This window comes from Betaproteobacteria bacterium (genome assembly GCA_016720065.1).
In the GTDB taxonomy this organism is placed as follows: Bacteria; Pseudomonadota; Gammaproteobacteria; order Burkholderiales; family Rhodocyclaceae; genus SSSZ01.
The window spans coordinates 934,079-959,000 of sequence record JADJXY010000002.1 but is presented as its reverse complement, the minus strand read 5'-3'; the positions used below and the strand labels follow the sequence as shown (position 1 = coordinate 959,000).

Here is a 24,922-nt window from a genome sequence, read left to right as displayed (position 1 = left end):
CGCCAGAAACATTTCCGACGAGACGAGAGAAACGATGAAACTGCCCATTTATCTGGATTACTCAGCCACCACTCCGGTGGACCCGCGCGTGGCGGAAAAGATGATTCCTTTCCTGGTGGAGAAATTCGGCAATCCGGCTTCCCGTTCCCACAGCTATGGCTGGGAAGTGGAGGCCGCGGTAGAGACCGCCCGCGAGCAGGTCGCCGCCCTGGTGAATGCCGACCCCAAGGAGATCGTGTGGACCTCGGGTGCCACGGAATCCAATAACCTGGCCATCAAGGGCGCCGCCAATTTCTACGCCGGAACCAAGGGCAAGCACATCATCACGGTGAAGACCGAACACAAGGCGGTGCTGGATACGGTGCGCGAGATGGAGCGCCAGGGTTTCACGGCCACCTACCTGGACGTCCAGGAAAATGGCCTGGTGGATCTGGAAGCCTTCAAGGCTGCCATCCGCCCCGATACCGTGCTGGCCTCGGTGATGTTCGTCAATAATGAAATCGGTGTCGTCCAGCCCATCGAGCAGCTGGGCGAAATCTGCCGCGAGAAAGGCGTCATTTTCCACGTGGATGCCGCCCAGGCCACCGGCAAGGTCGATATCGACCTGGCTAGGCTGAAGGTGGATTTGATGAGCTTCTCCGCCCACAAGACCTACGGTCCCAAGGGCATCGGCGCCCTGTACGTGCGCAGAAAGCCCCGCATCCGCGTGGAACCGCAGATGCACGGCGGAGGCCACGAGCGTGGCTTCCGTTCCGGTACCCTGGCCACCCACCAGATCGTCGGCATGGGCGAGGCCTTCCGTATCGCCAGGGAAGAGATGGCCGCGGAGAACCTGCGTATTGGTGCCCTGCGGGATAGGCTCCTTGCCGGGCTCTCCGACATCGACGCCGTGTATCTGAACGGAGACGCCGAGCACCGCGTGCCCCACAACCTCAACATGAGCTTCGCCTACGTGGAAGGTGAATCCATGATCATGGCCATCAAGGACCTGGCGGTGTCTTCAGGGTCCGCCTGTACCTCGGCCAGCCTGGAACCCTCCTACGTTCTGCGGGCTCTTGGCCGCGATGACGAACTCGCCCACAGTTCGATCCGGTTTACCTTGGGTCGCTTTACGGTTGAAGAGGAAATTGACTATGCAATCAGATTGTTACATACGAAAATTGGGAAACTACGTGAACTTTCTCCCCTCTGGGAAATGGTCCAGGAAGGCATCGACCTGAGGACCGTCCAGTGGGCTGCGCATTAAGGAGACCATCATGAGCTACAGCGTCAAAGTCATCGATCACTACGAAAATCCCCGCAACGTCGGTTCCTTCACCAAGGAAGACGAGGGCGTCGGCACCGGCATGGTGGGGGCACCCGCCTGCGGCGACGTCATGAAGCTGCAGATCAAGGTCAACAAGCAGGGCGTCATCGAAGACGCCAAGTTCAAGACCTATGGCTGCGGTTCCGCCATTGCTTCCTCGTCCCTGGTCACCGAGTGGGTGAAGGGCAAGACCGTCGATCAGGCCCTGACGATCAAGAACACCGAAATTGCCGAGGAACTGGCCCTGCCGCCGGTAAAAATCCACTGCTCCATCCTGGCCGAGGATGCCATCAAGGCGGCCGTGGCCGATTACAAGAAAAAGCACGGAGAATGAGCATGGCCATCACCTTGAGCGACAAGGCGGCAAAGCACGTCGCCAACTACCTGAGCAAGCGGGGCAAGGGCATAGGCCTGCGCTTGGGGGTGCGCACCAGCGGTTGTTCCGGGATGGCATACAAGCTTGAATTCGTGGATGAGAGTGCCGGTGACGATCTCGTTTTCGAGAGCAAGGGAGTCAAGGTATTTGTCGATCCCAAGAGCCTGCCCTATCTCGACGGAATGGAGCTGGACTACGCCCGCGAAGGGCTGAATGAAGGATTCAAATTCAATAACCCGAATGTCAAGGATCAATGCGGCTGTGGCGAGTCCTTTAACGTTTGATGAGTTGATGGCGCGCCGCTGCTTCATTGCCCCGCCTTTGCTTTGAGGTGTTCGTAATCGGGTCGGCCGGGAATACCGATCACATTTTGAGGTTTCTGGTGGATCTCACCGCCGATTTTTTCTCGTTGTTCCAACTCCCCAGGCTCTTCCGGATCGACGTGCCCGACCTGGACCTGCGCTATCGTGCGGTACAAGGGCAGGTGCATCCGGATCGTTTCACTCACGCTGGCGATGCGGAGCGGCGCCTCTCCATGCAGTGGGCGACGCGGGCCAACGAGGCCTACCAGACCCTGAAGAAGCCCCTGGAGCGCGCCAAGTACCTGCTGCATCTGGCTGGGCACGACGTCCAGGCCGAGAGCAATACCGCCATGGCCCCGGAGTTCCTCATGGAGCAGATGGAGTGGAGGGAGGCCGTTGCCGAGGCGCGGGGCGCCCGGGAGCACCACGAACTGGAACGCCTGCACCACAGGCTGCGGGCGGACATCGCCAGCCGCTACGATGAACTCGGCCGCCTCCTGGACGAGGCAGCGGACTTGGCCGGCGCGGCGGAAGCCGTGCGCCGACTGATGTTCCTGGAAAAACTGTTGCACGAAATCGACGACGCCCTGGCGTCGCTGGAAGAATAGCCATGGCCCTGTTTCAAATCGCCGAGCCCGGAGAGTCGGCGGCGCCCCACGAGCACAAGCTCGCCATCGGTATCGACCTCGGTACCACCAATTCCCTCGTCGCCACGGTGCGGAGCGGTCTTGCCAAGGTGCTCAACGACGAGCAGGGGCGTCCGCTGCTGCCGTCCATCGTCCGCTATCACGCCGACGGCAGCACCGAAGTCGGCTACGACGCCCAGAAGCAGCAGGCGAAAGACCCCAAGAACACCATCGTCTCGGTGAAGCGCTTCATGGGCCGGGGCCTGAAGGACATCGCCCACGTCGAATCCATGCCCTACGACTTCGTCGAGGCGCCGGGCATGGTCAAGGTCAGGACCGTCGCCGGGGTGAAGAGCCCGGTGGAGGTTTCCGCCGATATCCTCAAGACCCTGCGGGCACGGGCCGAGGCGGCCCTGGACGGCGAGCTGGTGGGCGCCGTCATCACCGTACCCGCCTATTTCGACGACGCCCAGCGCCAGGCCACCAAGGACGCGGCGCGGCTCGCCGGCCTCAATGTCCTGCGCCTGCTCAACGAGCCGACGGCCGCCGCCATCGCCTACGGCCTGGACAACGCCGCCGAGGGGGTCTACGCCGTCTACGACCTGGGTGGCGGGACCTTCGATATTTCCATCTTGAAGCTCACCAAGGGCGTCTTCGAGGTCATGGCCACCGGCGGCGATTCGGCCCTGGGGGGCGACGATTTTGACCATCGCCTCTTCTGCTGGGCCATCGAGCAGGCCAAGCTGCAACCGCTGTCCGCCGAGGATTCCCGCCTCCTCATGATGCGCTGTCGGGAGGCCAAGGAGTTCCTCACCAATCAACCGGAGGCGCCCGTCACGGTGCGGCTCAACTCCGGCGAGATCGTTGACCTGCGCATCGAGGTCGGCACCTTCGCCGGAATCACCCAGACCCTCGTTTCCAAGACCCTGCAGGCTGTCAAGAAGGCCCTGCGCGACGCGGGGCTCAGGCCCGAGGACATCAAGGGCGTGGTCATGGTTGGCGGGGCCACCCGCATGCCCCAGGTGCAGAAGGCGGTGGGCGACTTCTTCCGTCAGGAACCGCTCACCAACCTGGACCCGGACAAGGTGGTGGCCATCGGCGCCGCCACCCAGGCCAATCTGCTGGTGGGCAACAAGACCGGTCAGGACGACTGGCTGCTGCTCGACGTCATCCCGCTCTCTCTGGGCCTGGAGACCATGGGCGGCCTGACCGAGAAGGTCATCCCCCGCAATTCCACCATCCCCACCGCCCGCGCCCAGGAATTCACCACCTTCAAAGATGGCCAGACGGCCATGGCCATCCACGTGGTGCAGGGCGAGCGGGAACTGGTGGCCGATTGCCGCTCGCTGGCCCGCTTCGAGCTGCGCGACATCCCGCCCATGGTGGCGGGGGCGGCGCGCATCCGCGTCACCTTCCAGGTCGATGCCGACGGGCTCCTTTCCGTTTCCGCCCGGGAGCAGACCACCGGCGTCGAAGCCAGTGTCACGGTCAAGCCCTCCTACGGCCTGTCCGACGACGAGATCGCCACCATGCTGCAAGACTCCATGGCCCACGCCAAGGACGACGCCATCAACCGCGCCCTCGCCGAGGCCCGGGTCGAGGCTCGCCGCCTGATCGAAGCCACCGAGGCTGCCCTGGCCGAGGATCCTCATCTCCTGTCCGAGGCTGAGATCGGCAAGATTACGGCAGTGATGGAAAAGCTGCGCGCCACCATGGCCGGCGACAACCGCCGCGTCATCAACCTGGCCATGGACGACCTGGGCTACGAAACCCAGGAATTTGCCCACCGCCGTATGGATCAAAGCATCAAGCGGGCGCTGGCCGGGCGCAAGGTGGATGACATCAAGACCGGAGAGGAAGCATGACCCAGATCGTCGTACTACCCCACTTGGAACTGTGTCCGGACGGAGCCGTGATCGAGGCCGAAGCCGGAAAATCCATTTGCCAGAACTTGCTGGAGAACGACATCGAGTTGGAGCACGCCTGCGAAATGTCCTGCGCCTGCACCACCTGCCACGTCATCGTGCGCGAGGGGTTCAACTCCCTGGATCCGGCCGAGGACGACGAGGAAGACCTCCTGGACAAGGCCTGGGGTCTGGAACCCAACTCCCGCCTGGGCTGCCAAGCTTTGGTCGGCGACACACCGCTGGTGGTGGAAATCCCCAAATACAGCATCAACATGGCAAAGGAGGGGCATCGCAAATGAAGTGGACCGATATCGACGACGTCGCCATCGAGCTGGCGGACGCCTACCCGGATAGAGACCCGCTGAAAGTCAATTTCGTCGATCTGCGGGACTGGGTCATGGCCCTGCCGGGCTTCGACGACGACCCCAAGCATTGTGGCGAGAAGATTCTCGAGGCAATCCAGCAGGCCTGGATCGACGAGGTCGCGTGAAACCCCGTGATTGGCCCGGCAGCGGCAGCCAGCTCAACGTTCTGGGCGGCCCATTGCTGCCCTGCAGCGAGCGGCCTCGCACCGGATTCTACCGGGACGGGTGTTGCAATACGGGACCGGACGATCTGGGCAGCCACACGGTATGCATTGTCGCCAGCGCCGATTTCCTCGAATTTTCGCGGCAACGGGGCAACGATCTGTCTACGCCGCGCCCGGAATTCGGTTTTCCCGGGCTGCATCCGGGGGATCGCTGGTGTCTGTGCGCTGCCCGCTGGCAGGAGGCTTTGCGGGCCGGCAAGGCGCCCCGGGTGGTGCTGACCGCCACCAATCAGGCGGCCCTGGAGATCGTCACGCTGGATGACCTGCGGCGCTACGCCAACGACCTTCAGTAGGGGGCCGTGGCGCCGGTGGGGACGGGCCCGAGGGTGTCCCCACCGAGCCTTCCGTCAATCCAGGACGTGGGACAGCAGTCCGTCCGCGAGCTTGGGCTCGAACCAGGTGGATTTAGGGGGCATCACTTCGCCGGCGTCGGCCACGGCCATGAGGTCGGCCATGCGCGTCGGGTGGAGGGCGAAGGCAACGGCCATTTCGCCGCTGTCGACCCGGCGTTCCAACTCACCCAAGCCCCGGATGCCGCCAACGAAATCGATGCGCTTGTCGCGGCGCAGGTCCGCGATGCCCAGGATGGGGCCCAGCAGGTGGTCCGACAGCAGGCTGACGTCGAGCCGCGCCACCGGGTCCCCGGCGGGGATGAGGGCCGGATCGAGGCGCAGGCGGACCCAGCGTCCGGCGAGATAGAGGGCGAAGATTCCCGGTGCTTCGGGAGAGAAGGCGCCCGGGGCCGGTTCGATGGCGAAGGTCTTGCCCACGCGGGCCAGGAAGGCTTCCGGCGTGAGGCCGTTGAGATCCCGCACGACCCGGTTGTAATCCATGATGCGCATTTCGTGGGCGGGGAACATGACGGCCAGGAAAGCCTCGGCCGCACCTGCCGATGCGCCACCTTCGCGGCGGGCGGCGGCGACGCGGGACGCTGCCGCCGAGCGGTGGTGTCCGTCGGCGATGTAGAGGCCGGGCAGGGCATCCATGGCGGCGCTGAGGGTGGCAATGGCGGCCGCATCGTCGATGGCCCAGGTGGTGTGGCGCACGCCATCCGCCGTCACGTCGGCGAGAGGCTCGCCCACCGTGGCAGCGGCGATGACGGCGTCAGCCGCCGGGCACTCCGGGTAGGCGAGCAACACCGGCCCGGTCTGGGCGTTCAGGGCCTCGATCTGGCGCACCCGGTCGTCTTCCTTGTCAGGCCGGGTGAACTCGTGGCGGCGAATGCGATTGCTGTCGTAGTCGGCCACCGAGGCGGCGGCGACCAGTCCGGTCTGGACATGGCTGCCCATGGTGAGCCGGTAGGCGTAGTAGCGGGGTGTCGAGTCGCGCAGAAGGATGCCCTTGCCTACGAGGCTTGCCAGGTTGGCTGCGGATCGGGCATAGACCGCCGGCGCGTAGGGGTCGGTCTCCTGCGGCAGATCGATTTCTGCCTTGGAGATGTGCAGGAAGCTGTAGGGCTTGCCGGCGGCCCGTTCGCGGGCCTCGTCGCTGGAGAGTACGTCGTAGGGAGGGGCGGCCACGTCGGCTGCGCGACCGGGGGCCGGCCGCAGGGCGGCAAAGGGGCGAATCAGCGCCATGGGGTCAGGAGGGCAGACGCTCGGGTAGTACGTCGCGCAGCATGATCGCCGCGTCGCGCAACATCTTCTCGGTGGTGACCCAGTCGACACAGGCGTCGGTCACCGAACAGCCGTAGCGAAGCTGACTCAGGTCGGCGGGAATGGACTGATTGCCTGCTTCGATGTTGGATTCGATCATGACGCCGACCAGGGACTTGTTGCCCAGGCGAATCTGATTGACCACGTCGGCCATGACCAGGGGTTGCAGTTCCGGCTTTTTGCTGCTGTTGGCGTGGGAGCAATCCACCACGATGTTGGCGGGCAGCTTGGCCTTGGCCAGGGCCTGCTCGGCCATGGAGACGGATACGGTGTCGTAGTTGGGGCGAGCGTCACCACCGCGCAGCACGACGTGGCCGTGGCGATTGCCGCTGGTGCGGACGATGGCCACGCGGCCCTGGCCGTTGATGCCCAGGAAGGAATGGGGCTTGGAGGCGGACAGTATGGCATTGACCGCCACGGCGAGATCGCCACTGGTACCGTTCTTGAAGCCCACAGGGGTGGACAGGCCGGAGGACATTTCGCGGTGGGTCTGGGATTCGGTGGTGCGGGCGCCGATGGCGGTCCACGCAATCAGGTCGCCGTAGTACTGGGGCGAAATGGGGTCCAGGGCCTCGGTACCGGTGGGCAGGCCCAGTTCATTGACGGCCAGGAGAAATTCGCGGGCCCGTTCCATGCCCACGTCGACGCGGAAGGAATCATCCATGTAAGGGTCGTTGATGTAGCCCTTCCACCCCACCGTGGTGCGGGGTTTCTCGAAATAGACCCGCATCACCGGGTAGAGGGTATCGCCGATCTCGGCGGTCAGGTCGCGCAGGCGGCGTGCATAGTCGAGGCCCGCCTTGGGATCGTGGATCGAGCAGGGGCCGACGACGACGAAAAGACGGTGATCCTTGCGCTCGAGGATGCGACGCAGGACGTCGCGGCCGTGATTGACGGTTTTTCCCGCCGCGGATGACAAGGGTAGGCGGGCGTGCAACTCCTCCGGGCTGGGCATGGCATCGAAGGCACTGACGTTGACGTTTTCGAGATTGGGAGTGGTCATGGCGTGTTCTCGTTCGGAGGGGCGCTGGCGGGCCAGTCGCGGAAACTCGCGAGTTTACCCTGTCTTGCCTTCTGTTGGGACGTCGGCGCCCAGCCAGGCGTCGAGCAGGCGCTCGAGAGCCGCCTGACTGAAGGGTTTGGCCAGGGTGTCGTTCATGCCCGCCGCAAGGCACTGCGCTCTGTCTTCCTCCGAGGCCAGGGCGGTGAGGGCGATGATAGCCGTCGGCATGCGTTTCTCTTCCAGTTCCCTCTGGCGCCACAGGCGGGCGGTTTCCTGGCCGCTCAGACCGGGCATGCGGCAGTCGAGGAGGATGAGATCGAGATCTTCGGAACCGAACAGGGCCAGGGCCTCGGCGCCATCGCCCACCGCCAGGACGCGACAGCCAAGGTGTTCCAGCAGACCCCGACAGGCGGTGCGGATAGATACGTCGTCTTCGGCCAGAAGAACGTTTCCGCGGTAGCCTCTTGGCGCGAACCGCGCCGAGGGGGGGTCGCCCAGAATCGCCGCGGGGGAAACGTAGGCCAACTGCAGCGCTATGGAGGCGGCCAGGGCTTCGTGGGCCACGGGTTTGGAGAGGTAGTCATCCATGCCCGCGGCAATGCATTTCTCCCGGTCCCCGGCCATGGCGTGGGCGGTCAGTGCGATGATCGGTACCCGCTGTCCCGGAGTTTCCCCCGTACGGATGAGGCGGGTCGCTTCGTAGCCATCCAGCCCCGGCATCTGGATGTCCATGAGGATCACGTCAGGTTTGGCCTGGGAGGCGAGGCGCACAGCTTCTTCGCCGTTTTCGGCGAGAAGCGTCCGTGCCCCGAATCCTTCGAGCAACCCGGAGAGCACCTCACGGTTGGTCTCGCTGTCGTCTGCCAGAAGTACGGTAACGCCCTCGGGGAGACGTACTGGGGGGGTTGTGCCGAGTTCCGGCTCGCGGTAGCGGGGAGGCGGAACGACCTGGACGTCGAGTTCGACCCAGAAGCGGCTGCCCTGGCCTTCGACGCTGCTGACACCGATTTCGCCGCCCATGCGTTCGACCAACTGACGGGAGATGGCGAGGCCCAGGCCGCTGCCACCATAGACCCGGCCGGTCGATCCGTCGGCCTGGGTGAACTTTTCGAAAATGCGCGCCTGTTGGGCCACCGGGATGCCAATGCCGGTATCGGAGATAGTGAATCGAACGCGGCAGCGGTCGGGTTCCGATTCCGTCGCCACCACAGCCAGCCGGACCCCCCCCTGGGAAGTGAACTTCAGGGCGTTGCCCATCAGGTTGTCGAGAACTTGCCGCAGGCGCAGGCCGTCGACAACCACGAAATCGGGCAGAGCCGGGTCGATGTCGAGTTCGACCCGCAGCCCCTTGGCCTGGCCCTGAATTTCGTGGAACTGGATGATGCTCTTGGCCAGGGCGTGCAGTTCCGTCGTGACCGGACGCAGTTCTAGCTTGCCGTTTTCGATGCGCGACAGGTCGAGGATGTCGTCCACGATGGACAGAAGGTTTTTGGTACTGCGGTGGGCGAGTTCCGCATGGCGGCGCTGTTCCGGCAGGAGGCGGGATTGCAGCAGGAGTTCCAGCATGCCCAGAACGCCGGTGAAGGGCGTGCGGATTTCGTGGCTCATGTTGGCCAGGAATTCACTCTTGGCCCGGTTGGCGCCTTCTGCTTCCAGCCTGGCGTTTTCCAGCTCCTCCTCGGCGCGCTTCTTCTCGCTGACGTCTTCCAGCAGGCAGACGATGCCCCGGGCAGGGTTGGCCGGATCGATGGCCTTGGCCGACAGGGCACACCAGAAGACGCTGCCGTCGGCCCGGCGCATCAGGTGCTCGCCGCGCACGACGTCTTCGGTGGACAGGATGCGCCGCAGTTCCGAGGCTGCGGTCTGAAAGCTTCCCACGTCCGCGTAGAGCCGGGAAAGCGACATGCCCATCAACTGTTCCTGGGACAGACGCGCCATGGCCGACATCTGGCGATTGGCAGCCACGACCCGCGGTTGCGCGGCATCGGCCATATCCACGTAGATGATGCCCACTGTGGCCGCGTCCAGGGTGGTCTGCTGAATCGCTTCGGTATCCGACTTGGCCGTCAGCAGGGCCGCCTCCGCGCGACGGGTGCGCTGGAGCGAACGGGCCAGGAAAAACATGATGGCCATGAAGGCGATGATGGTTGCGGCGATGAAGAGGCGCAACTGCTCCATGCGCACGGCCAGTTCGGCATTCAGGGAGGACAGCGTGCTCCAGTGCTCGAGTTCTGCCGTGCCGAACTCTTCGCCCAGACTGCGCACCTGGGCGATGAGGACGGGCAGGCTTGCGGCGACGGCAGGGCTTGACCCGGAGACGAGCAATTGTTCGACCTGCTTATGGACGATGCGGGTACGACTGGTCAATTCCGAGCGGCGGTGTTGCGCATCGTCGCTGCCTTCCGCGCCGTAGCTGGCCGCCTGGAAGAGCGCATCGGTGGCTTGGTGCAGCAGGGCTTCGGTGTCGCTTCCCGGCTGATTGGCCCGTTCCAGCTTGCCCTGAGCCTGCTTCAGGAAGGATTGGGCCTTGAGCAGTGTGCGGGCTCCATGCACGCTGTCGAAATTGGCCGCGAGGAACTGGTTGTGGATTCCGTTGTAATGGACGAACGCCCCCAGGAGCGCCAAGCCGATGGCGGCGATGCCACACAGGAAGAAGATGGGAAAAGGTCTGCCGGAAGCCATGGCCCCTGCTGTAAACACCCCAATGTCAAAGTTCGCACATAATAGATAAAAAACGGCCCGTCACCACCGACCGGATCAATGAACGGAAAATCTCTGCGCAGTTGTCTTTGTCTTCTCGCCCTTGCGGTGATGGCCCTCGTGCAAGGGAGCGCAAGCTCGGCGCGGGCGGCGGACGAGTCCATCGCGGTGGGCCTTTTGCTCGACCTGAAGGGGAGCTATCTCCATCTGGCAGGGCCCGGGTCCGTGACCGCAGCCCGTCTGGCCATCGAGGATGCGGGGGGTATGGTCCTCGGGCGGCCGATCCGGGTGGTCTTTGCCGACCACGGCAATGACCCCGCCACAGCGGCCCGCATCGCCCGGGAATGGGCCGATGCGGGAACGGTACAGGTCATTGCCGACGTCGTGGGTTCGCCCACCGCCCTGGCGGTGCAGGATGCCCTTCGGGATCGCGATTTGTTGACCTTCTACAACGGGGTCATGACGCCTGCCATCACCGGCAAGGCCTGTGCGGCCAACGCCATCCACTGGATGTACGACGGCTACGCGTTCAATCAGGTCATTGGCGGGGAACTGACCCGCCTGGGAGCGCGGCGCTGGTATCTGGTCGTGGTCGACAATCAGTTCGGCCGCGATGTGCAGCAGTCCCTGACGGCGATCATCCAGAGCAATGGCGGGACGGTTCTGGGGAGCGTCACCCATGCCTTCGGCGAGCCCAACCTGTTCGGCAAACTGCGCCAGGCGGCCCAATCCGGCGCCGACGTCATCGGCCTGGTGAATGCCGGCAACGATCTCATCGCTTCGGTGAGGCAGGCCTACGATCTTCTCGGGGTCAGCCGGGGCAAGATCACCTTGGCGGCGGTCGCCACGACCCTCACCGACGTTCATGTGATGCAGCCGCCCCTGGCCCAGGGTCTGCGGCTCACCCACGCTTTTTACTGGAACCGGGATGAGGAATCCCGCGCCTGGTCGCGCCGCTTCTACGAACGCACCGGTGCCATGCCCACCGATCTGCAGGCTGGCGTCTATTCGGCCTTGACCCACTATTTCAAGGCTGTGGCGGCGGCGGGAACGACGGAAAGTCGTGCGGTGGTCGCCCGCCTGCGGGAAATCCCAATCCGGGATGCGGTGGTGCGCAAGGGTGTCCTGCGTCCCGACGGCCGCATGGTGCACGACGTTCATCTGCTGCAAGTGAAAAAACCGGCGGACATTTCCGAGCCTTGGGACTATCTGCGCATCCTCAAGACCATCCCGGGCGAAGCCGCGTTCCGGCCCCTAGAAGCCGGGGAGTGTCCTTTGGTTGCCGGCCGGCGGCCCTGATCGGGCTGGGCAAATTGCGTCAGAGCAAGGCTTTGAGCCCCGCGACGAGGGCTTGCCCGTCCTTGCTGTCGTTGTAGCCCTGGATGGAAACCCGCAGCAGGATCCGGCCCGACCATTCGATGATGGGAACCTCGACCCGATACTCGTCGTAGAGACGCCTCTTGAGCAGCGCAGCGTCGGTGTCCGGCGGCAGCAGGGCCGCTCCCATCTGAAGCGGGAATGCGGCGCCGGGGCGGTGGAGGGCCGGCAGGCCGGTGAAATGGGCAACCTCATCCAGCACCTCGGCCAGGAGGCGGCTGCACTGCCTGCGCACCGTCGCCCAGTCGTTCCTGGAGGCGAATTCCAGGGCCGCCGGGACCGCCAGCAGGGCGGTCGGGTCGTCGGTTCCGGCCCATTGCAGGCGGGCCGCAAGGCCGGCGGAACTTCCGTTTGCGTCTCCCCAGCTGACGATCAAAGGGTGCAGCGCTTCCTGTCTGTCGCGCCGGACGTGCAGGAAGGCGGCGCCCCGAGGCGCCATGGCCCACTTGTGCAGATTGCCGGTGAAGTAGTCGGCGCCCAGCCCATCCAGGTTCAGGGGGATCTGTCCCGGGCCATGAGCGCCGTCGACCAGGACAGCGATGCCGCGGGTTCGGGCGCGACGGCAGATTTCCTCGACCGGTAGCCGAATGGCGGTCGGCGAAGTGACGAGGCTGAGAAAAATGAGGCGCGTCCTGGGCGTCACCCCGGACCACAGGGCATCCGCCAAGACACCCTCCGCGGTGGCGGGGAAGGGCAGGGGCTGCCTGCAGTAGTGGGCGCCGCGAGCCGCGCATACCCGGGCCCAGATGAGGTCGCAGGCGCCGTACTCCTGGTCGCTGGCCAGCACTTCATCGCCGGGTTCGAGTGCCAGGGAGCGGGCGACGAGATTGACGCCATAGGTGACGTTGGGAACCAGGAGGATATCCTCGGGCTCGGCCCCGAACTCCAGGGCGAGGTCCTGGCGCACCCCGGCCAACAGCCCCTCCAGATCGCGGCTCAGGAAGCGCACCGGTTGCTGCTCCAGGCGGCGTTGCCAGCGGCGCCAGGCGGCGAAGACGGGTCGTGGGACGGCCCCGAAGGATCCGTGATTGAGGAAATGGATCTTCTGGTCCAGAAGGAAGAGCGTTTTGAGCTTCGGGTCCGGCATCGCGGCTCCACGACAAGGGCCTGCCGCAGCGTGCCTACCGGAAACGTCCGGGGCTTGGTCAGGCCTCGGGGGCAGGATACCGCAGCCGGGACCACCGCGATCGCCGAAGCCGGCCAAGCCGCCAGGGGCGCATGTCACGGCAGGCCTTGCCCCCATGCCTTGCTGTCGGGCCGCGGCTCGATTTCGGTAGTAAACTCCGCTTCTTTTCGACAAGGGAGCCACCCGCGCTCCGCTGGGCAGCATAGCGACCAGAGCGGCAGGAGCGGGCCACAGGAAATGAGCAGGGTGCGCAATGGCTTGAGCTGGCTCGTGGCAGGATGCCTGTGGCTGCTGCATTTCTTGCCTATGGGGGTGCTTGCCCAGGTGGGAAGGACCCTGGGTGGCATTCTCTATCGCTTTGGCAAGCAGCGCCGCCGCGTGGCCAGAACCAATATCGAGCTGTGCTTCCCTGAATTGAGTGCCGAGGCACGCGAAGCTCTGGTGCTCGAGCATTTCAAGCTCCTGGGTCGCAGCTTGATCGAGCGGGGTCTCTTCTGGTGGGGCAGTCCGGAACGTCTGGATCGCCTGGTACGCGCCAGCAACGCGCACCGGGTGCGGGAACTGCTCGACGCCGGCAAGCCGGTGATTCTCCTGGCGCCGCATTTTCTCGGACTCGACGCCGGCGGGATTGCGGTGAGCCGACGTTTCGACGTCATCAGCCTGTATGCGACGCAGAGCAATCCCGTCTTCGACCGCCTTCTCTACCGGGGTCGCCGGCGCTTCGGGGACCAGTTGCTCCTTTCGCGGCAGGACGGCACGCGGGCCACGGTGAAGGCCATGCGAGCCGGCCGGCCTTTCTACTATCTTCCCGACCTGAACGCGCGGCGCCGGGATGCCGTGTTCGCACCGTTCTTCGGCATTCCCGCGGCGACGGTGAGCGGGTTGCCCCGCCTGGCACGTCTGGCCGGGGCTACCATTGTTCCCTGTCTGACCCGTCTGCTCCCGGGAGGTCAGGGCTACGAAGTCAGTTTCGAGGAGGCCTGGGCCGACTATCCCAGCGAGGATCCCGACGCCGACACGGCGCGCATGAACGCCTGGATCGAAGCCGCTGTGCGTACCATGCCGGCCCAGTACTACTGGGTGCACCGCCGTTTCAAGACCCGCCCGCAAGGCGAACCCCGCATTTACTAGGAAAAGGCCATGCCCAGCACGATCGACGCTCCGGTCGCCGACCTGCCGCAGTCCTTCGAGGCGTGGTGGGCCGTTCCGGGGGCCTGGGTCGAGGAACCCAATCGGCGTCGCGGGGGCTGGAGCGGCATGCTGCGGGCGACGCTGGCGGGGCGGCTCTACTATGTGAAAAAGCAATGCAACCACCTGCATCGCTCCCTGGCGAGTCCCCGGGGTGAGCCGACAACGGAGAGGGAGTATCGCAACATCGTCCGTCTGGCGGGCCTGGGCATAAGGGTGCCTCAGCCTGTTTTCCGGGGAAGCGGGCGTACTGCGGAGGGTTACGCGGGAATTCTGGTGACCGAGGCCCTGGAGGGCTTTGTGTCCCTCGATGCCCTTCAGACCGACGCCGCGACAGATCGCCGCGCACTAGCGCAGAAGGTCGGGACGGTCATCGGCACCCTGCATCGCGCCCGTTTGCAGCACAGTTGCCTTTACGACAAACACATCATGGTGCGGGGGCAGGGTGCTGCGGCGGAAGTCGCCCTCATCGATCTGGAGAAATTGCGCCGTCCCTTGCTCCCCTGGCGGGCGGCTGCCCATGACCTGGACCAGCTCTCCCGGCATCAGGCCCTGTGGGACGACGGGGACTGGCGCGCCCTGCTGGCCGCCCACGCCGTTGCCCTGCGCGGGTCCGGCCAGCCGGCCTGAGCGGGAAAACAGTATACTTGCGGCCTCTGCCGCCGCCAGGAATCCGGCGGCGCTCCCCGAACCCCTCGTTAGGAAACCACTTTGGCATTGATCCTGGAAACCTCGCCTGACCACTCGTCGATCCCCGGAATATCCTGTGCCTTCGACCTCGGCGCCACTCCGGATCGCTTGCCCGTCGGAAGGCATTGCTCCCAGCCCGCTGGCGCATCCGGAGGGGCCGTTTGTTCTGTTGCGCCTCCTTGCAGGCATCGGCCCGTCGCGCCGTCGCTTCGCGCCAGGCCGCTGCCCAGACGCCCCATCGGGATCGTCCAACCGAGGTTCCCAGCTTGAAGGTTCTTGGACTCTCCGGTGCGCTGACCCACGACCCGTCAGCCGCCCTCTACATCGATGGTCGCCTGGTCGCGGCGGCAGAAGAGGAGCGCTTCGTCCGCGACAAGCATGCCAAGAACCGCATGCCCTACGAAGCGGCCAAGTTCTGCCTCGAATTCGCCGGCCTTAAGCCGAAGGACGTCGGCGTGGTGGCCATTCCTTACGCGCCCATTCCGCTCTCGGACAAGGCCCGCTGGCACTATGCCCGCCGCTACTGGTACGCGCCGGATCGCGCACTGGACGCGATCTTCGCCGGCAACCGCCGCTATGCCCGCTATCGCAAGCGCATCGAGTGGTGCCTGACACAACTGGGTTTCGATCTCAAGCAGACCGAAATCATCCCGGTGGAACACCACCTCAGTCACGCGGCCAGCGCTTACCACTGCTCCGGCTTCCGGGAAAAGACCGCCATCCTGGGTATAGACGGCAAGGGTGAGTATGCGACGACCTTTTTTGGCTACGGCGAGCACGGCCGCATCCACAAGATCAAGGAATTTTACGATCCGGACTCCCTGGGAGGGCTCTACGGCGCCCTGACCGAGTACCTTGGTTTCGAGATGCTCGACGGTGAGTACAAGGTCATGGGCATGGCGCCCTATGGCAATCCGGACAAGTACGACTTCTCACGCCTGGCCAGTTTCGAGAACGGCGAACTGGTGGTCAATACCGATTACGCCAACGTGATCGGCTTCCGGCGCTACAAGGAAAAGGGCAAGGGCTATTACTTTTCCCCCAAGTTGATCGATTGGCTGGGCCCCATGCGGCATGGCGACATCGCCGACGATCCCTACATCCATTACGCGGCCAGCATGCAGAAGCTCTTCGAGGATCTGTCGCTCAAGATGATGGACCACTACCTGGGGGACATTCTGCGCGAGACGGGCCGTCTGGCCTTCGCCGGGGGCGGCGCGCTCAACGTGAAGCTCAACCAGAAAATCATTGCCCGGCCGGAGTTGAAGGAACTCTTCGTCCAGCCGGCTTCCGGTGATGCCGGGACCGCCATCGGCGCCGCCGCCTACGTGTCGGTGCAGCGGGGCGTTCCGGTGGAGACGATGGAGCACGTCTACCTGGGACCCGCCTTCAGCAACGAGGATGTCATTGCCGCCTGCGTCCGCCACCCGTCGGCCCCCCGTTGGGAGCGCATCGCCGACGGCGACCGGGAAGTCCCCAGGCGCATCGCCCGACTCCTGGCTGACGGCGATCCGGTAGCCTGGTTCCAGGGCCGCATGGAATTCGGTCCCCGGGCCCTGGGGGGGCGTTCGATCGTGGGCTGTCCCAGCGTTCCCGGTGTGGCTGACCGCATCAACGAGCAGATCAAGTTCCGCGAGCGCTGGCGTCCGTTCTGTCCCAGCATGCTCGATCGGGTGGGACCGCAAATGCTGGGCAGCGACCATCCCGCGCCCTTCATGACCTTCACCTTCGAAGTGGCCGAGGAATGGAAAAACCGCGTGCCGGAAGTGGTGCACGAGGATGGCACGTCCCGCGCCCAGGTGCTCAAGCGCGAATACAACCCGCGCTACTACGACCTGATGGTCGAACTGGAACGCCTCACCGGCAACGGCGTGGTCCTCAACACCTCCCTCAACCGCCGCGGCGAACCCATGATCTGCTCGCCCACCGATGCGCTGAACATGTTCTTCGGCTCGGATCTGCGGGTGTTGATCATGGAGGACGTTCTGGTGATGAAGTCGTGATGCTGCCGAGCCGCGGACCCTGCCGGTGGAGCGTTATCAGGGTTTCGTACGGAGCATGCGGTCACTGTATTTATGCCGGAGGCACTTCCGGCCACCGGTGGTCATGAGCGGACGCTGGATTCTCCAGTTCTGCCACGGCTATTCGGGCCCCTTTGCCGACGTGACGCGGCAATACGCCGCACTCTTTCGCGGTTCGCCCTACAAGGTTCTGACGGTATACCTCACCGGTGCGCCGTCCAAGGATGTCGTACTCAGAGCGGAATCGGACGAAGTTGCGTTCCTGGGGTATTCGGCCAGGGAGGTCGCCGGGTTGAAGCTGGGTGCGATCCGTGCATTGCGCCGTTTGCTCGTCGGTCGCGACATTGCCTTGGTCATTGCCCACCGCGCCAAGCCGATCTACGTCGCCTGCCTGGCTACGCGACTCCCGGTGATCGGTGTGCACCACGCATTTGGAGACTACAAGCGGGCCTCCCGGCGGTGTTTTGCCAATGTCTTTCGTCGGCGTCTCGCGTTGCTTGCCGTGTCGGATGCGGTCCGCGACGACATTCGACGCTGCCTGCCTGCCTGGCCGCAGGATCGCATCGAGACCCTGCACAATCGACTGGATGTCGAGGCAGCGCGCCGGGCGCTGCTTCCCAGGGCTGAGGCCCGGCTGCGACTGGGCCTGCCCGAGGGGGTCCCGGTTATCGGCACTGTGGGGCGCCTGCACCCGGACAAGGATCAGGCGACCCTCGTTGCAGGTTTCGCAGCCGCCCTGCCGGCACTTCCCGCCGGAACCCTGCTGGCCATTGCCGGCAGCGGTCCATTGGAGGGGAAACTCAAAGCGCAGGCAGAAGCCCTTGGCATCGCGCCGTCGGTCCGCTTTCTCGGCCAGATTCCGGAGGCCCGCCGTTGCTTCAAGGCGTTCGATCTGTTTGTGCTGAGTTCCGACCATGAGCCCTTCGGGATGGTGCTGCTGGAGGCCATGGCCGCCGATGTCCCGGTAATGGCCACGGCCTGCGGCGGCGCGCCCGAGGTGGTCGACGACCCCGCATGCCTTTTCCCCCTGGGGGACAGTCGCGCGCTTGCGGGAATGTTGATTCGTTTTTTCGCGGCGCCCGTGGCGGGAACCCATGGCCCCACGCTGGAGGAAAAGTTTTCAGACCACGCCGCGCGAACGCGTTTCTTCGCTTTGCCCCTGGTACGGGAGGTATTGTCGTGTTGAGTCTCCCATCGGCTGCGGGTGAATACGCCTACCTGGAGGGAGGCGGAGCGGGTCTGCCGGGCGCCGGATGCGGAAAGGCAAGCATCGCGCTGCTTGCCTACAACTCTCTCGGTGACGGGCTGATCTACCTCATGATGGCGGAGAATCTGCTCCGCAACGGCTTTGCTGTCACCTATTTTGGCGATGTCGGGCATCAGTTGCGGCACTGGGTTCCACAACTCGAAACGCGGCCCTCTCTGCATTCAGATTCCTTGCCCCACGCGTTGGAAGGCTTCGATCTGGTCATCATGAGCCCGCCTCCCCAGGTCCGTACCGCAATGAATCCCGAAGTGACCGATAAAATGCGGCGCCAATGGCTTCTGGTGTGCCAGAAGGCCCCCATCGACTGGCGCTACGACCTCACCGAGACCAAGCGCCAGGTACTTCCCGAAGACAGATTCGCTGCCCTGCGCGGACTCCTCGATTGCGGAGGGTCGATTCGGGACCGCCCCCTGGGGGACGAGAGTGTGGTCGATATAACCTTGGACTACATGCGGAGGCGGATGGGTCTGGAGCACCTGAGCCGCTCGGTGCCTCTGTCTCCGCCATCGGGGCTGGTCCTGAGAGCGTATCCCAGGCGTATTGTCGTGAGTCCTGATTCGGCCGGCCCGGAGAAGAAGGAATGGGCTCCTGAATCGTTTCTTCGCCTGTGTCAGAGACTGTGCGGCCTTGGGTACGATCCGAAAATCGTCGTCGCACCGTCCAGGTACGACGAGTGGCGTGCACGCGTCGGGAATCGGTTTGAAATGCCTCGCTTCAAGGATATCGGTGAACTTGGCGCCTACCTCTACGAATCCGGAGCAGTGATCGCAAACGACTCGGGGAACGGGCATTTGGCCTCATTTCTGGGCGTTCCGGTAGTCACCATCTACCGCAAGAGGAATGCGCGCTTTCACTGGCGTCCCGACTGGCTGCCGGCGAAGGTCGTTTGCCCGCGCTTTACGCTTCCCGGCCCGCGGGGGGCGATCTGGCGGCCTTTCATTTCCGAAAACGACATCGTTTCTGCTCTGCCGCCGCCATGAGTGCCGTCGAAAAACTCCTTCTCCTCGACGGCATTGCCGGGATACCCCTCGGCCGCGAAGTGTGCGAAACCCTGGTTGACCTCGGCGTGCCATGCATCCACTTCGACTGTCTTCGAGGGCGTCACAGGGCTTTCCACGGACTTCGCTCGGCGTGGTCAAAGCTCATCAAGGGGTCGAGGGGCGGGCAGGCGTTCCATTGTTCGCCTCGCCTGGTCGAGGAAGACTTGCAGAGCTTGATCCGCGAGGAGCGGCCAACCCACATTCTGGTCGTTGGATTCATCTACAAATTTTTCGATCCCGCACGTCTGAGGGTCCTGGCGGATCAGGCCGGTGCCCACCTCGTTCTCTACGATACCGATTCCTGCAACCTTTATGCGCGCAAGCGCGAGTTCATTTATTTCATCGAGAAGGAATTGCCGGCCTACCACCGCATCCTTTCCTGTTCCGCCGTGGCGGTGCGCCTTTTCCGGGAGACCCGTGGCCTCGACGCCCACATCGTGCCCTTCGGCGCACAGCCCCTCGGCGTGGCCCGGCAGGGGGTGTCCATCGACGTCCTGTTCGTCGGCTCCGCCGACTTGCGGCGGATATTGCTCCTTGAGGGCATTCGTGACCGGCTGACCGTGCGGGGCAACCGCTGGCGGAGGAACCATGCGCTCATTTCGGAGGCCCTGCGCGCACGTATCGAAGACCGTCCGGTCTGGGGAGAGGAATTACACCGCCTGCTTACCCAGTCCAGAATCGTTCTCAATATCACCCGCAGTGACTTCTACGGTGCCGAGACCGGCATCAACCTGCGTATCTTCGAAGCGGTGGCGGCAGGATGTTTCCTCCTGACGGAACATACGGACGAAATCTGCGCACTGTTCCGTCCCGGGGAGGAAATCGCAACCTACCGTTCGAGCAGGGAGCTGGCCGAGAAGGTCGAATACTTTCTCGGCCACGAGGAAGAGCGGCAGGCCATTGCCAGACGCGGACACCAGCGCTTTCTCGCCGATCATACGTGGAAGGTCCGTCTTGCCCGGCAGATGCTGCCCCTGATGGAGCAGTGATGGCAGACGCACCCAGGATCCGCATCCTCATCATTCAGCCGGAGTGCCATGATCGTTCGCACGATTCCAACGATCTCGTGGAGCAGATCATTCGAGGCTTCCCCAAGGATCGCTATGAGGTGACCTCCTTGTTTTTTCAGGGGGCGCCGGATTCACGCCATCCACCAAGCGCTGCCGACAAGGTTGTTTATTTCGAGTTGCCCGACAGCGCGCTCAAGGGAATGCGCCTTCGGCTCAGGCGCCAGTTGCTGGATTATTGCCGGTCAAGGGCGTTTCATGCGGTGATCTGCAATCGCTACAAGCCGGTCAGTCTCGTGATGCAAAGCAATCGCTGGCTGGGTATTCCCCTTTGCATCGGCATTTCGCACGGCATCGGTGAGTACAAGGGATTCTGGCGTCGGCGGCTGGCCCGCTGGTTCATCGATCCCCGTTGGCGCTTCGTCGGCGTCTCCTCGGCCGTCAGTGACTATCTGCTCGGGCTCGATTGCGGCTTTACGGCGGCGAACACCCGCCCCATCAACAACGCCCTGGACATCGACGCCACGCAGGCGGCCTTTCTGTCACCCGACGTGGCGCGCGACGAATTGGGGCTGGCCCGGGCCGATTTCGTCATTGGTTCGATTGGGCGCCTGGTGCGCGTCAAGGGCCATGTCTTCCTGCTGCGTGCCTTCGCGCGCCTCCATCGGGACTTTCCCGCAGCGCGGCTGTTGATCATCGGCGACGGCAAGGAGGAGGACGGACTCAGGCAGGAGGCCGAACAACTCGGCATCGCGGACAAATTGATCCTGCCCGGATTTCGAAGCCAGGCAGCTCGTTATGCCAGAGCCTTCGACCTCTGGGTGATGCCATCTCTGAGCGAAGGACTGCCCAGGGCACTCCTCGAAGGCATGTGCGCCGGATTACCGGTGGTCGCCACCGCCATTCCTGCGCTCAAGCCCATCGTCGAGGGCGCTGGCGGTATCGCGGTGCCTGCGGGGAATGTGGATGCGTTGAGCGAGGGCCTGCGCCACTATCTTGAAATGCCGGCTGCGGGCAGGCAGGCTGCGGGCCGCAAGGCCTATTCCTACCTGCGCGGGCACTTCGACCTGGAGGCCTACCAGCAAGGCTACCGCCGTCTGGTGGAGGAAAACCTGCCTTCGGCCGTGCAGGGGAGAGAGGAATGAGCTTCCCCCTGGTGACGGTAGTGGTCGCGTGCTACAACCACGGCCCCTACATCGAGGAGTGTCTGACCAGCATCCTTGCTCAGACTTACCCCCGGGTCGAACTCCTGGTCATCGACGACGGTTCCTCGGATGACAGTGCGGAACGTATCCGCCGCCTGCAGGCGGCACACGGCTTTGATTTTCTCGTTCAGGACAACCGGGGGCTGACCGCAACCCTCAATGCAGCCTTCGCTCGTGCGCGCGGGGAATTCCTCGTGCCCTTCGGTTCTGACGATGTCATGCTTCCCGAGCGCCTCCGCATTCAGATGGATTACATGGCCGTCCACCCGGAAGTCGGAATCTGTGGCGGCAATATGGAACTCATGCGCAGCGACGGGACTTTGTTTCCCGACCGCGAGCAGAGCCGGGATATTCCCTTCCGCAGGCTGAACTTCGACGACATCTTTCTCGAGCGCAAACCCTGCGTTCCCGCGCCGACTCTGCTCATCCGGCGCCAGGCCTTCGAGGCGGTTGGCGGTTTCGATCCAGGTATTCGCCTGGAGGATCTCTATATCCAGCTCAAGATCGCGCGGTCGGGATATGCCGTGGACGCCTTGAATGCGGTACTCGCCCGCTATCGCAAGCACCCGTCCAACAGCTACAGGAACATCCGTTTCATGACCGAAGCGATCCTGCGCATTTACGCGGATTACCGCGAACACCCCGAGTACCGGAAGGTATGCGACAGGCTCGTCAATTCCATGTTCGTCAAGGCTGCGAATCGCGATAAGGCTTTCGCTGCCGACCTCCTGGCCCGCCTGCCCATGAGGCGTTGGAACCGGCGGACCCTCAAGGGTCTCCTGCGTTACTGGTTTTCTCCGGAGCGCCGCTGATCGCGCTGGGCCGCATAGGCAAGAAAGTCCCCGATTCGGTCGCTGCACAACAAGGGGGTGATCTGGCGCAGTTCGGCCTCGGGCCAGGACCACCAGCGTGTCTGGAGCAACCGCTCCCTGGTGCCTGCGTCGAAGCGCCAGCCGATGTTGCGGGCCGGATTCCCGGCCACGATCTCGTAAGGGGCGACATCGCGCGATACCACGCTATAGGCTGCCACGACTGCGCCGTCGCCCACGGTGACTCCGGAAAGAATCGCGCAGCCCGTGGCCAGCCAGACATCATTGCCGATGGTGACATCACCGCGGCTGCCTCCGTAGCCGGAGATCGAGCGCGCTTCTTCGACGAATGCTGGAAAGGGAAAGCTGGATACCCAGTCGGTACGGTGATGGCCGCCGAGAAAGATATGCACCTGATCGGCAATGGACGTGAAGGCGCCGATGCGCAGAGTCGTGCCTTCGGCCCAATCGTGAATGATCGGCATACCGTAGCTGCCGAGGCCGAATTCGTATTGCGGATGGCGTTCCCGGAACTTCGCCTGGGCACGCAAAAGTTTGGGGGGCTTCTTGTGCCGTGCAAAACGGCGCCGCAGGGAGTCAAGGAAGCCGAACAAGGCGCGTGCTCCGGTCAATGGCAGCGATCAGGATGGCCAGGGGAATCCAGATGAGGAACCAGTGCTCCTTGGGGCGGGGAAACAGGGCGCCGCCTTCGGTCATCCCAGCGACCAGTCCGTAAACCACCGCAGCCGAAGCCACGACCACGAAGCGGTCCTGACGGTGCCGCAAGGCACCGACGAGAGCCACGGTGTAGAGCGCGACCCACAGCCCGACCCCCGCAACACCACCGCGGTAGAACACCGAAAGGGTCATATTGTGGGGGTCACGGAAAGCGTAGGAGATATCTGGCAACTGGATGGTCAATGGTGCCCCCAGCCCGTGCCCGAACCACGGTTTCTCCAGGCCCTGGGCCAGGGCGTTGGCCCAGATTTCCGGACGGTAGGACAGGCCCCGGGCGAGCACCAGATCCTGGAAAAGGACGACGATCGCTCCACCGCCGACAATGAACCCGATCAGAAGCAGGGCCGCGCGCCGCCCGCCGATGGCCACTGCCAGCCAGAGACCCGTGACCAGGGTCGCCAGCAGGGGCGTGCGGGAGCCCGTGAAGACGAGCAACAGCAGGATGGGGACGAGTGCGGTGATCCTGGACAGACGGGAGCTTCCCGCAGAGTCGGTCAGAAGCCAGCCCAGCCACAGCGCCCCGAAAAAGCCGTAGATATGCGAAATGAGCAGGGGGTTGCCCAGGGCTCCCTCGCTCGCCAGCCGTGCACTGGCACCCACCAGCAGGAAGCGGCCGACCTCATAGACAGCCGCAAGGGAGGCCAGTCCTGCCGCCAGCGTCAACGCCCCGCGCAAGCGCTCGAAGTTGGCGCGGGCGAGCAGGAAAACGAGTGCGCACCAGAGCACGATCTGTGTCTGACGCATGATGAGTGCCTGAGGTGCCTCGTCGCTGTCCGTCCACGCCAGGGTGAGGGCGAAATAGCCGGCGAACACGGCGAGGACCGTACCGACCGGCTGGCGAGCCCAGTCGAGCATCGCCTTGGGGTGGCAGGCCACGAGGATGATTGCACTCAGGACCGCCGGGTAGACTAGTTTCGGAAACAGGCCCCGCTCCGGAAGCCACAGCAGCGCGGTACAGACGAGAAAAACACTCAAGGGTCCGATCCAGTCTGAGATCAAACGCTCGGTTCGGGGCAGGATGGCGGCTGCGAAGGCTTTCATCAGGGTTCTCGTCGCGCTTTGCTCGGGGAAACGGCAGTCAAATACGCGCTGGCCGCCTCGCGCGCGCGCAGGGTGAGTCGGGAGCATTCCAGGTATCGCTGCGCGAAGAGCGAATTGCTCAGCAGCCAGGCCCACTCGTCCGGGTAGCGGCCCAGGTGGTCGAAATTGCGCAGGATGGCGCGCTCAGGGAGGGGGCCGCGCCGGATGCCCATGTCACCGACGTCGATCAGTCCCAGGCAAGCCGTGGGCGTGAGGACCACGTTTCCCAGGTGCAGCGAGCGGAACAGAATACCGCTGCCGTGCAAACGGGCAACGAACTGCCCCAGGTCGCTCCGCAACGCGTCCTCCTGTCCCGGGGCGAGGCCTTCACGGATCAACTGCCTCACCGTGTTCCCCGGGAGAGGGCTGTAATGGACGACGTCACGTTCGATGGGGCCAACCCGATACAGGGCCAGGACGGTAGGACTGGGGATACCCAGCTCGGCGAGGCGGCGGCAGTTGTCCGCAAAGCGGCGGGCGTAGGGGAACAACAGGGCCGAAGACAGCATGCGCTTGCGGCGAAAAAGCTTGAGCATGGTCCCGTCCGGGCGCAGGAGCACCTTGGGGCCGAACCCGTCGGCCTCGATGATCTCGCATCCCCGGGCGAGATCTCCGTACTGAGGGGCGGAAAGGGAAATCAACCGACCTCCGGAACGCCAGACGGGGAGTGTTTCGGCGGGGGCGCCGGATGGCTTTGCTCCCCCGGCCGACCGTAGCAGGTGGCATCGACGGGCAGGAAGGGGAAGGTAAGGGCAATCACCGGGTCGAGCGGGGCAAGCAGGGAATCCAATCGGCGGGCTGTGTTTCAAACCGCCGGATTCTCTCACAAGGCACGCGATTTTCCCTTGTTGTCCCGTACGCCTGTCGCGGCCTATGGACGGGGGAAGGCGTAGAATGCGCGGGCAGCGAC

General features: G+C 64.2%; 23 protein-coding genes and 1 pseudogene. 17 read left to right on the top strand and 7 right to left on the bottom strand.

Annotation, left to right across the window (positions count from 1 at the left end; translation table 11 throughout):
- The first annotated feature begins 34 nt into the window (after nucleotides 1-34).
- From IPM73_07725 to IPM73_07690, 8 genes are all read left to right on the top strand, one after another.
- Nucleotides 35-1,246: an IscS subfamily cysteine desulfurase gene (locus IPM73_07725; GenBank protein ID MBK8917920.1), complete on the top strand. Its 1,212-nt coding sequence runs from the start codon at nucleotides 35-37 to the stop codon at nucleotides 1,244-1,246.
- A gap of 10 nt (nucleotides 1,247-1,256) precedes the next feature.
- Nucleotides 1,257-1,640 (top strand): Fe-S cluster assembly scaffold IscU, encoded by a 384-nt coding sequence (iscU, locus tag IPM73_07720; GenBank protein MBK8917919.1) that lies wholly within the window; start codon nucleotides 1,257-1,259, stop codon nucleotides 1,638-1,640.
- A gap of 2 nt (nucleotides 1,641-1,642) precedes the next feature.
- Entirely contained in the window at nucleotides 1,643-1,966 is a 324-nt protein-coding gene (gene iscA / locus IPM73_07715; GenBank protein ID MBK8917918.1) for an iron-sulfur cluster assembly protein IscA, read from the top strand.
- Between the two features lie 98 nt (nucleotides 1,967-2,064).
- Complete coding sequence (hscB, locus tag IPM73_07710) at nucleotides 2,065-2,592, top strand: Fe-S protein assembly co-chaperone HscB (GenBank protein ID MBK8917917.1); 528 nt, start codon at nucleotides 2,065-2,067, stop codon at nucleotides 2,590-2,592.
- Nucleotides 2,593-2,594: 2 nt separating this feature from the next.
- Nucleotides 2,595-4,475, top strand: a complete 1,881-nt coding sequence (hscA, locus tag IPM73_07705; protein ID MBK8917916.1) for a Fe-S protein assembly chaperone HscA — start codon at nucleotides 2,595-2,597, stop codon at nucleotides 4,473-4,475.
- Complete coding sequence (gene fdx / locus IPM73_07700) at nucleotides 4,472-4,816, top strand: ISC system 2Fe-2S type ferredoxin (protein MBK8917915.1); 345 nt, start codon at nucleotides 4,472-4,474, stop codon at nucleotides 4,814-4,816. The genes hscA and fdx overlap by 4 nt, the downstream gene beginning before the upstream one ends.
- The gene (gene iscX / locus IPM73_07695) at nucleotides 4,813-5,007 is read left to right on the top strand and encodes a Fe-S cluster assembly protein IscX (GenBank protein MBK8917914.1); all 195 of its coding nucleotides are present in this window, start codon (nucleotides 4,813-4,815) and stop codon (nucleotides 5,005-5,007) included. The genes fdx and iscX overlap by 4 nt, the downstream gene beginning before the upstream one ends.
- Nucleotides 5,004-5,399: a DUF2237 domain-containing protein gene (locus tag IPM73_07690; protein ID MBK8917913.1), complete on the top strand. Its 396-nt coding sequence runs from the start codon at nucleotides 5,004-5,006 to the stop codon at nucleotides 5,397-5,399. The genes iscX and IPM73_07690 overlap by 4 nt, the downstream gene beginning before the upstream one ends.
- A gap of 54 nt (nucleotides 5,400-5,453) precedes the next feature.
- On the opposite strand, the gene IPM73_07685 is transcribed toward IPM73_07690, so the two are convergent.
- The 3 genes from IPM73_07685 to IPM73_07675 are packed head-to-tail and all read right to left on the bottom strand — an operon-like array spanning nucleotide 5,454 to nucleotide 10,446.
- The gene (locus IPM73_07685) at nucleotides 5,454-6,683 is read right to left on the bottom strand and encodes a DUF1015 domain-containing protein (protein MBK8917912.1); all 1,230 of its coding nucleotides are present in this window, start codon (nucleotides 6,681-6,683) and stop codon (nucleotides 5,454-5,456) included.
- A gap of 4 nt (nucleotides 6,684-6,687) precedes the next feature.
- Complete coding sequence (locus tag IPM73_07680) at nucleotides 6,688-7,764, bottom strand: 3-deoxy-7-phosphoheptulonate synthase (protein ID MBK8917911.1); 1,077 nt, start codon at nucleotides 7,762-7,764, stop codon at nucleotides 6,688-6,690.
- Between the two features lie 54 nt (nucleotides 7,765-7,818).
- Nucleotides 7,819-10,446 (bottom strand): response regulator, encoded by a 2,628-nt coding sequence (locus tag IPM73_07675; GenBank protein ID MBK8917910.1) that lies wholly within the window; start codon nucleotides 10,444-10,446, stop codon nucleotides 7,819-7,821.
- A 78-nt stretch (nucleotides 10,447-10,524) separates the two neighbouring features.
- Here IPM73_07675 and IPM73_07670 point away from each other — a divergent pair, with 78 nt between their 5' ends.
- The gene (locus IPM73_07670; protein ID MBK8917909.1) at nucleotides 10,525-11,763 is read left to right on the top strand and encodes an ABC transporter substrate-binding protein; all 1,239 of its coding nucleotides are present in this window, start codon (nucleotides 10,525-10,527) and stop codon (nucleotides 11,761-11,763) included.
- A gap of 19 nt (nucleotides 11,764-11,782) precedes the next feature.
- On the opposite strand, the gene IPM73_07665 is transcribed toward IPM73_07670, so the two are convergent.
- Nucleotides 11,783-12,928, bottom strand: coding sequence for an aminotransferase class V-fold PLP-dependent enzyme (locus IPM73_07665; protein MBK8917908.1), 1,146 nt, complete (start codon nucleotides 12,926-12,928; stop codon nucleotides 11,783-11,785).
- Between the two features lie 276 nt (nucleotides 12,929-13,204).
- Between IPM73_07665 and IPM73_07660 the strand changes: the two genes are divergently transcribed.
- From IPM73_07660 to IPM73_07625, 8 genes are all read left to right on the top strand, one after another.
- A complete protein-coding gene (locus IPM73_07660) occupies nucleotides 13,205-14,098 on the top strand; it encodes a lysophospholipid acyltransferase family protein (GenBank protein MBK8917907.1) in 894 nt (297 codons plus the stop codon).
- A 9-nt stretch (nucleotides 14,099-14,107) separates the two neighbouring features.
- A complete protein-coding gene (locus tag IPM73_07655; GenBank protein MBK8917906.1) occupies nucleotides 14,108-14,785 on the top strand; it encodes a phosphotransferase in 678 nt (225 codons plus the stop codon).
- A 326-nt stretch (nucleotides 14,786-15,111) separates the two neighbouring features.
- Complete coding sequence (locus tag IPM73_07650; GenBank protein MBK8917905.1) at nucleotides 15,112-16,848, top strand: carbamoyltransferase; 1,737 nt, start codon at nucleotides 15,112-15,114, stop codon at nucleotides 16,846-16,848.
- A 103-nt stretch (nucleotides 16,849-16,951) separates the two neighbouring features.
- On the top strand, nucleotides 16,952-18,052 hold the full coding sequence (locus tag IPM73_07645; protein ID MBK8917904.1) for a glycosyltransferase: 1,101 nt from the start codon (nucleotides 16,952-16,954) through the stop codon (nucleotides 18,050-18,052).
- Nucleotides 18,046-19,113: a hypothetical protein gene (locus tag IPM73_07640; protein MBK8917903.1), complete on the top strand. Its 1,068-nt coding sequence runs from the start codon at nucleotides 18,046-18,048 to the stop codon at nucleotides 19,111-19,113. The genes IPM73_07645 and IPM73_07640 overlap by 7 nt, the downstream gene beginning before the upstream one ends.
- A complete protein-coding gene (locus tag IPM73_07635; GenBank protein MBK8917902.1) occupies nucleotides 19,110-20,162 on the top strand; it encodes a glycosyltransferase family 1 protein in 1,053 nt (350 codons plus the stop codon). The genes IPM73_07640 and IPM73_07635 overlap by 4 nt, the downstream gene beginning before the upstream one ends.
- Nucleotides 20,162-21,325 carry a glycosyltransferase gene (locus tag IPM73_07630; protein ID MBK8917901.1) on the top strand — a complete coding sequence of 388 codons (1,164 nt, stop codon included), beginning with the start codon at nucleotides 20,162-20,164 and terminating at the stop codon, nucleotides 21,323-21,325. Before IPM73_07635 ends, IPM73_07630 begins: the two co-directional genes overlap by 1 nt.
- On the top strand, nucleotides 21,322-22,197 hold the full coding sequence (locus IPM73_07625) for a glycosyltransferase (protein ID MBK8917900.1): 876 nt from the start codon (nucleotides 21,322-21,324) through the stop codon (nucleotides 22,195-22,197). Before IPM73_07630 ends, IPM73_07625 begins: the two co-directional genes overlap by 4 nt.
- Here IPM73_07625 and IPM73_07620 read toward each other — a convergent pair.
- The 3 genes and pseudogenes from IPM73_07620 to IPM73_07610 all read right to left on the bottom strand — a co-directional run bounded on the left by IPM73_07620 (nucleotide 22,170) and on the right by IPM73_07610 (nucleotide 24,653).
- On the bottom strand, nucleotides 22,170-22,679 hold the full coding sequence (locus IPM73_07620) for a CatB-related O-acetyltransferase (protein ID MBK8917899.1): 510 nt from the start codon (nucleotides 22,677-22,679) through the stop codon (nucleotides 22,170-22,172). The genes IPM73_07625 and IPM73_07620 overlap by 28 nt on opposite strands.
- Before the next feature lie 112 nt (nucleotides 22,680-22,791).
- Complete coding sequence (locus IPM73_07615) at nucleotides 22,792-23,973, bottom strand: O-antigen ligase family protein (GenBank protein ID MBK8917898.1); 1,182 nt, start codon at nucleotides 23,971-23,973, stop codon at nucleotides 22,792-22,794.
- A gap of 92 nt (nucleotides 23,974-24,065) precedes the next feature.
- Nucleotides 24,066-24,653 (bottom strand): annotated as a pseudogene (locus IPM73_07610) (toluene tolerance protein).
- Nucleotides 24,654-24,922: the final 269 nt, after the last annotated feature.

Bases quoted from the DNA above. Each gene is read 5' to 3' on its own strand.
- IPM73_07725 (MBK8917920.1), top strand. From the start codon at position 35: ATGAAACTGCCCATTTATCTGGATTACTCAGCCACCACTCCGGTGGAC.
- iscU (MBK8917919.1), top strand. From the start codon at position 1,257: ATGAGCTACAGCGTCAAAGTCATCGATCACTACGAAAATCCCCGCAAC.
- iscA (MBK8917918.1), top strand. From the start codon at position 1,643: ATGGCCATCACCTTGAGCGACAAGGCGGCAAAGCACGTCGCCAACTAC.
- hscA (MBK8917916.1), top strand. From the start codon at position 2,595: ATGGCCCTGTTTCAAATCGCCGAGCCCGGAGAGTCGGCGGCGCCCCAC.
- fdx (MBK8917915.1), top strand. From the start codon at position 4,472: ATGACCCAGATCGTCGTACTACCCCACTTGGAACTGTGTCCGGACGGA.
- iscX (MBK8917914.1), top strand. From the start codon at position 4,813: ATGAAGTGGACCGATATCGACGACGTCGCCATCGAGCTGGCGGACGCC.
- IPM73_07685 (MBK8917912.1), bottom strand. From the start codon at position 6,683: ATGGCGCTGATTCGCCCCTTTGCCGCCCTGCGGCCGGCCCCCGGTCGC.
- IPM73_07680 (MBK8917911.1), bottom strand. From the start codon at position 7,764: ATGACCACTCCCAATCTCGAAAACGTCAACGTCAGTGCCTTCGATGCC.
- IPM73_07675 (MBK8917910.1), bottom strand. From the start codon at position 10,446: ATGGCTTCCGGCAGACCTTTTCCCATCTTCTTCCTGTGTGGCATCGCC.
- IPM73_07670 (MBK8917909.1), top strand. From the start codon at position 10,525: ATGAACGGAAAATCTCTGCGCAGTTGTCTTTGTCTTCTCGCCCTTGCG.
- IPM73_07665 (MBK8917908.1), bottom strand. From the start codon at position 12,928: ATGCCGGACCCGAAGCTCAAAACGCTCTTCCTTCTGGACCAGAAGATC.
- IPM73_07660 (MBK8917907.1), top strand. From the start codon at position 13,205: ATGAGCAGGGTGCGCAATGGCTTGAGCTGGCTCGTGGCAGGATGCCTG.
- IPM73_07655 (MBK8917906.1), top strand. From the start codon at position 14,108: ATGCCCAGCACGATCGACGCTCCGGTCGCCGACCTGCCGCAGTCCTTC.
- IPM73_07645 (MBK8917904.1), top strand. From the start codon at position 16,952: ATGAGCGGACGCTGGATTCTCCAGTTCTGCCACGGCTATTCGGGCCCC.
- IPM73_07635 (MBK8917902.1), top strand. From the start codon at position 19,110: ATGAGTGCCGTCGAAAAACTCCTTCTCCTCGACGGCATTGCCGGGATA.
- IPM73_07630 (MBK8917901.1), top strand. From the start codon at position 20,162: ATGGCAGACGCACCCAGGATCCGCATCCTCATCATTCAGCCGGAGTGC.
- IPM73_07625 (MBK8917900.1), top strand. From the start codon at position 21,322: ATGAGCTTCCCCCTGGTGACGGTAGTGGTCGCGTGCTACAACCACGGC.
- IPM73_07620 (MBK8917899.1), bottom strand. From the start codon at position 22,679: ATGCCGATCATTCACGATTGGGCCGAAGGCACGACTCTGCGCATCGGC.
- IPM73_07615 (MBK8917898.1), bottom strand. From the start codon at position 23,973: ATGAAAGCCTTCGCAGCCGCCATCCTGCCCCGAACCGAGCGTTTGATC.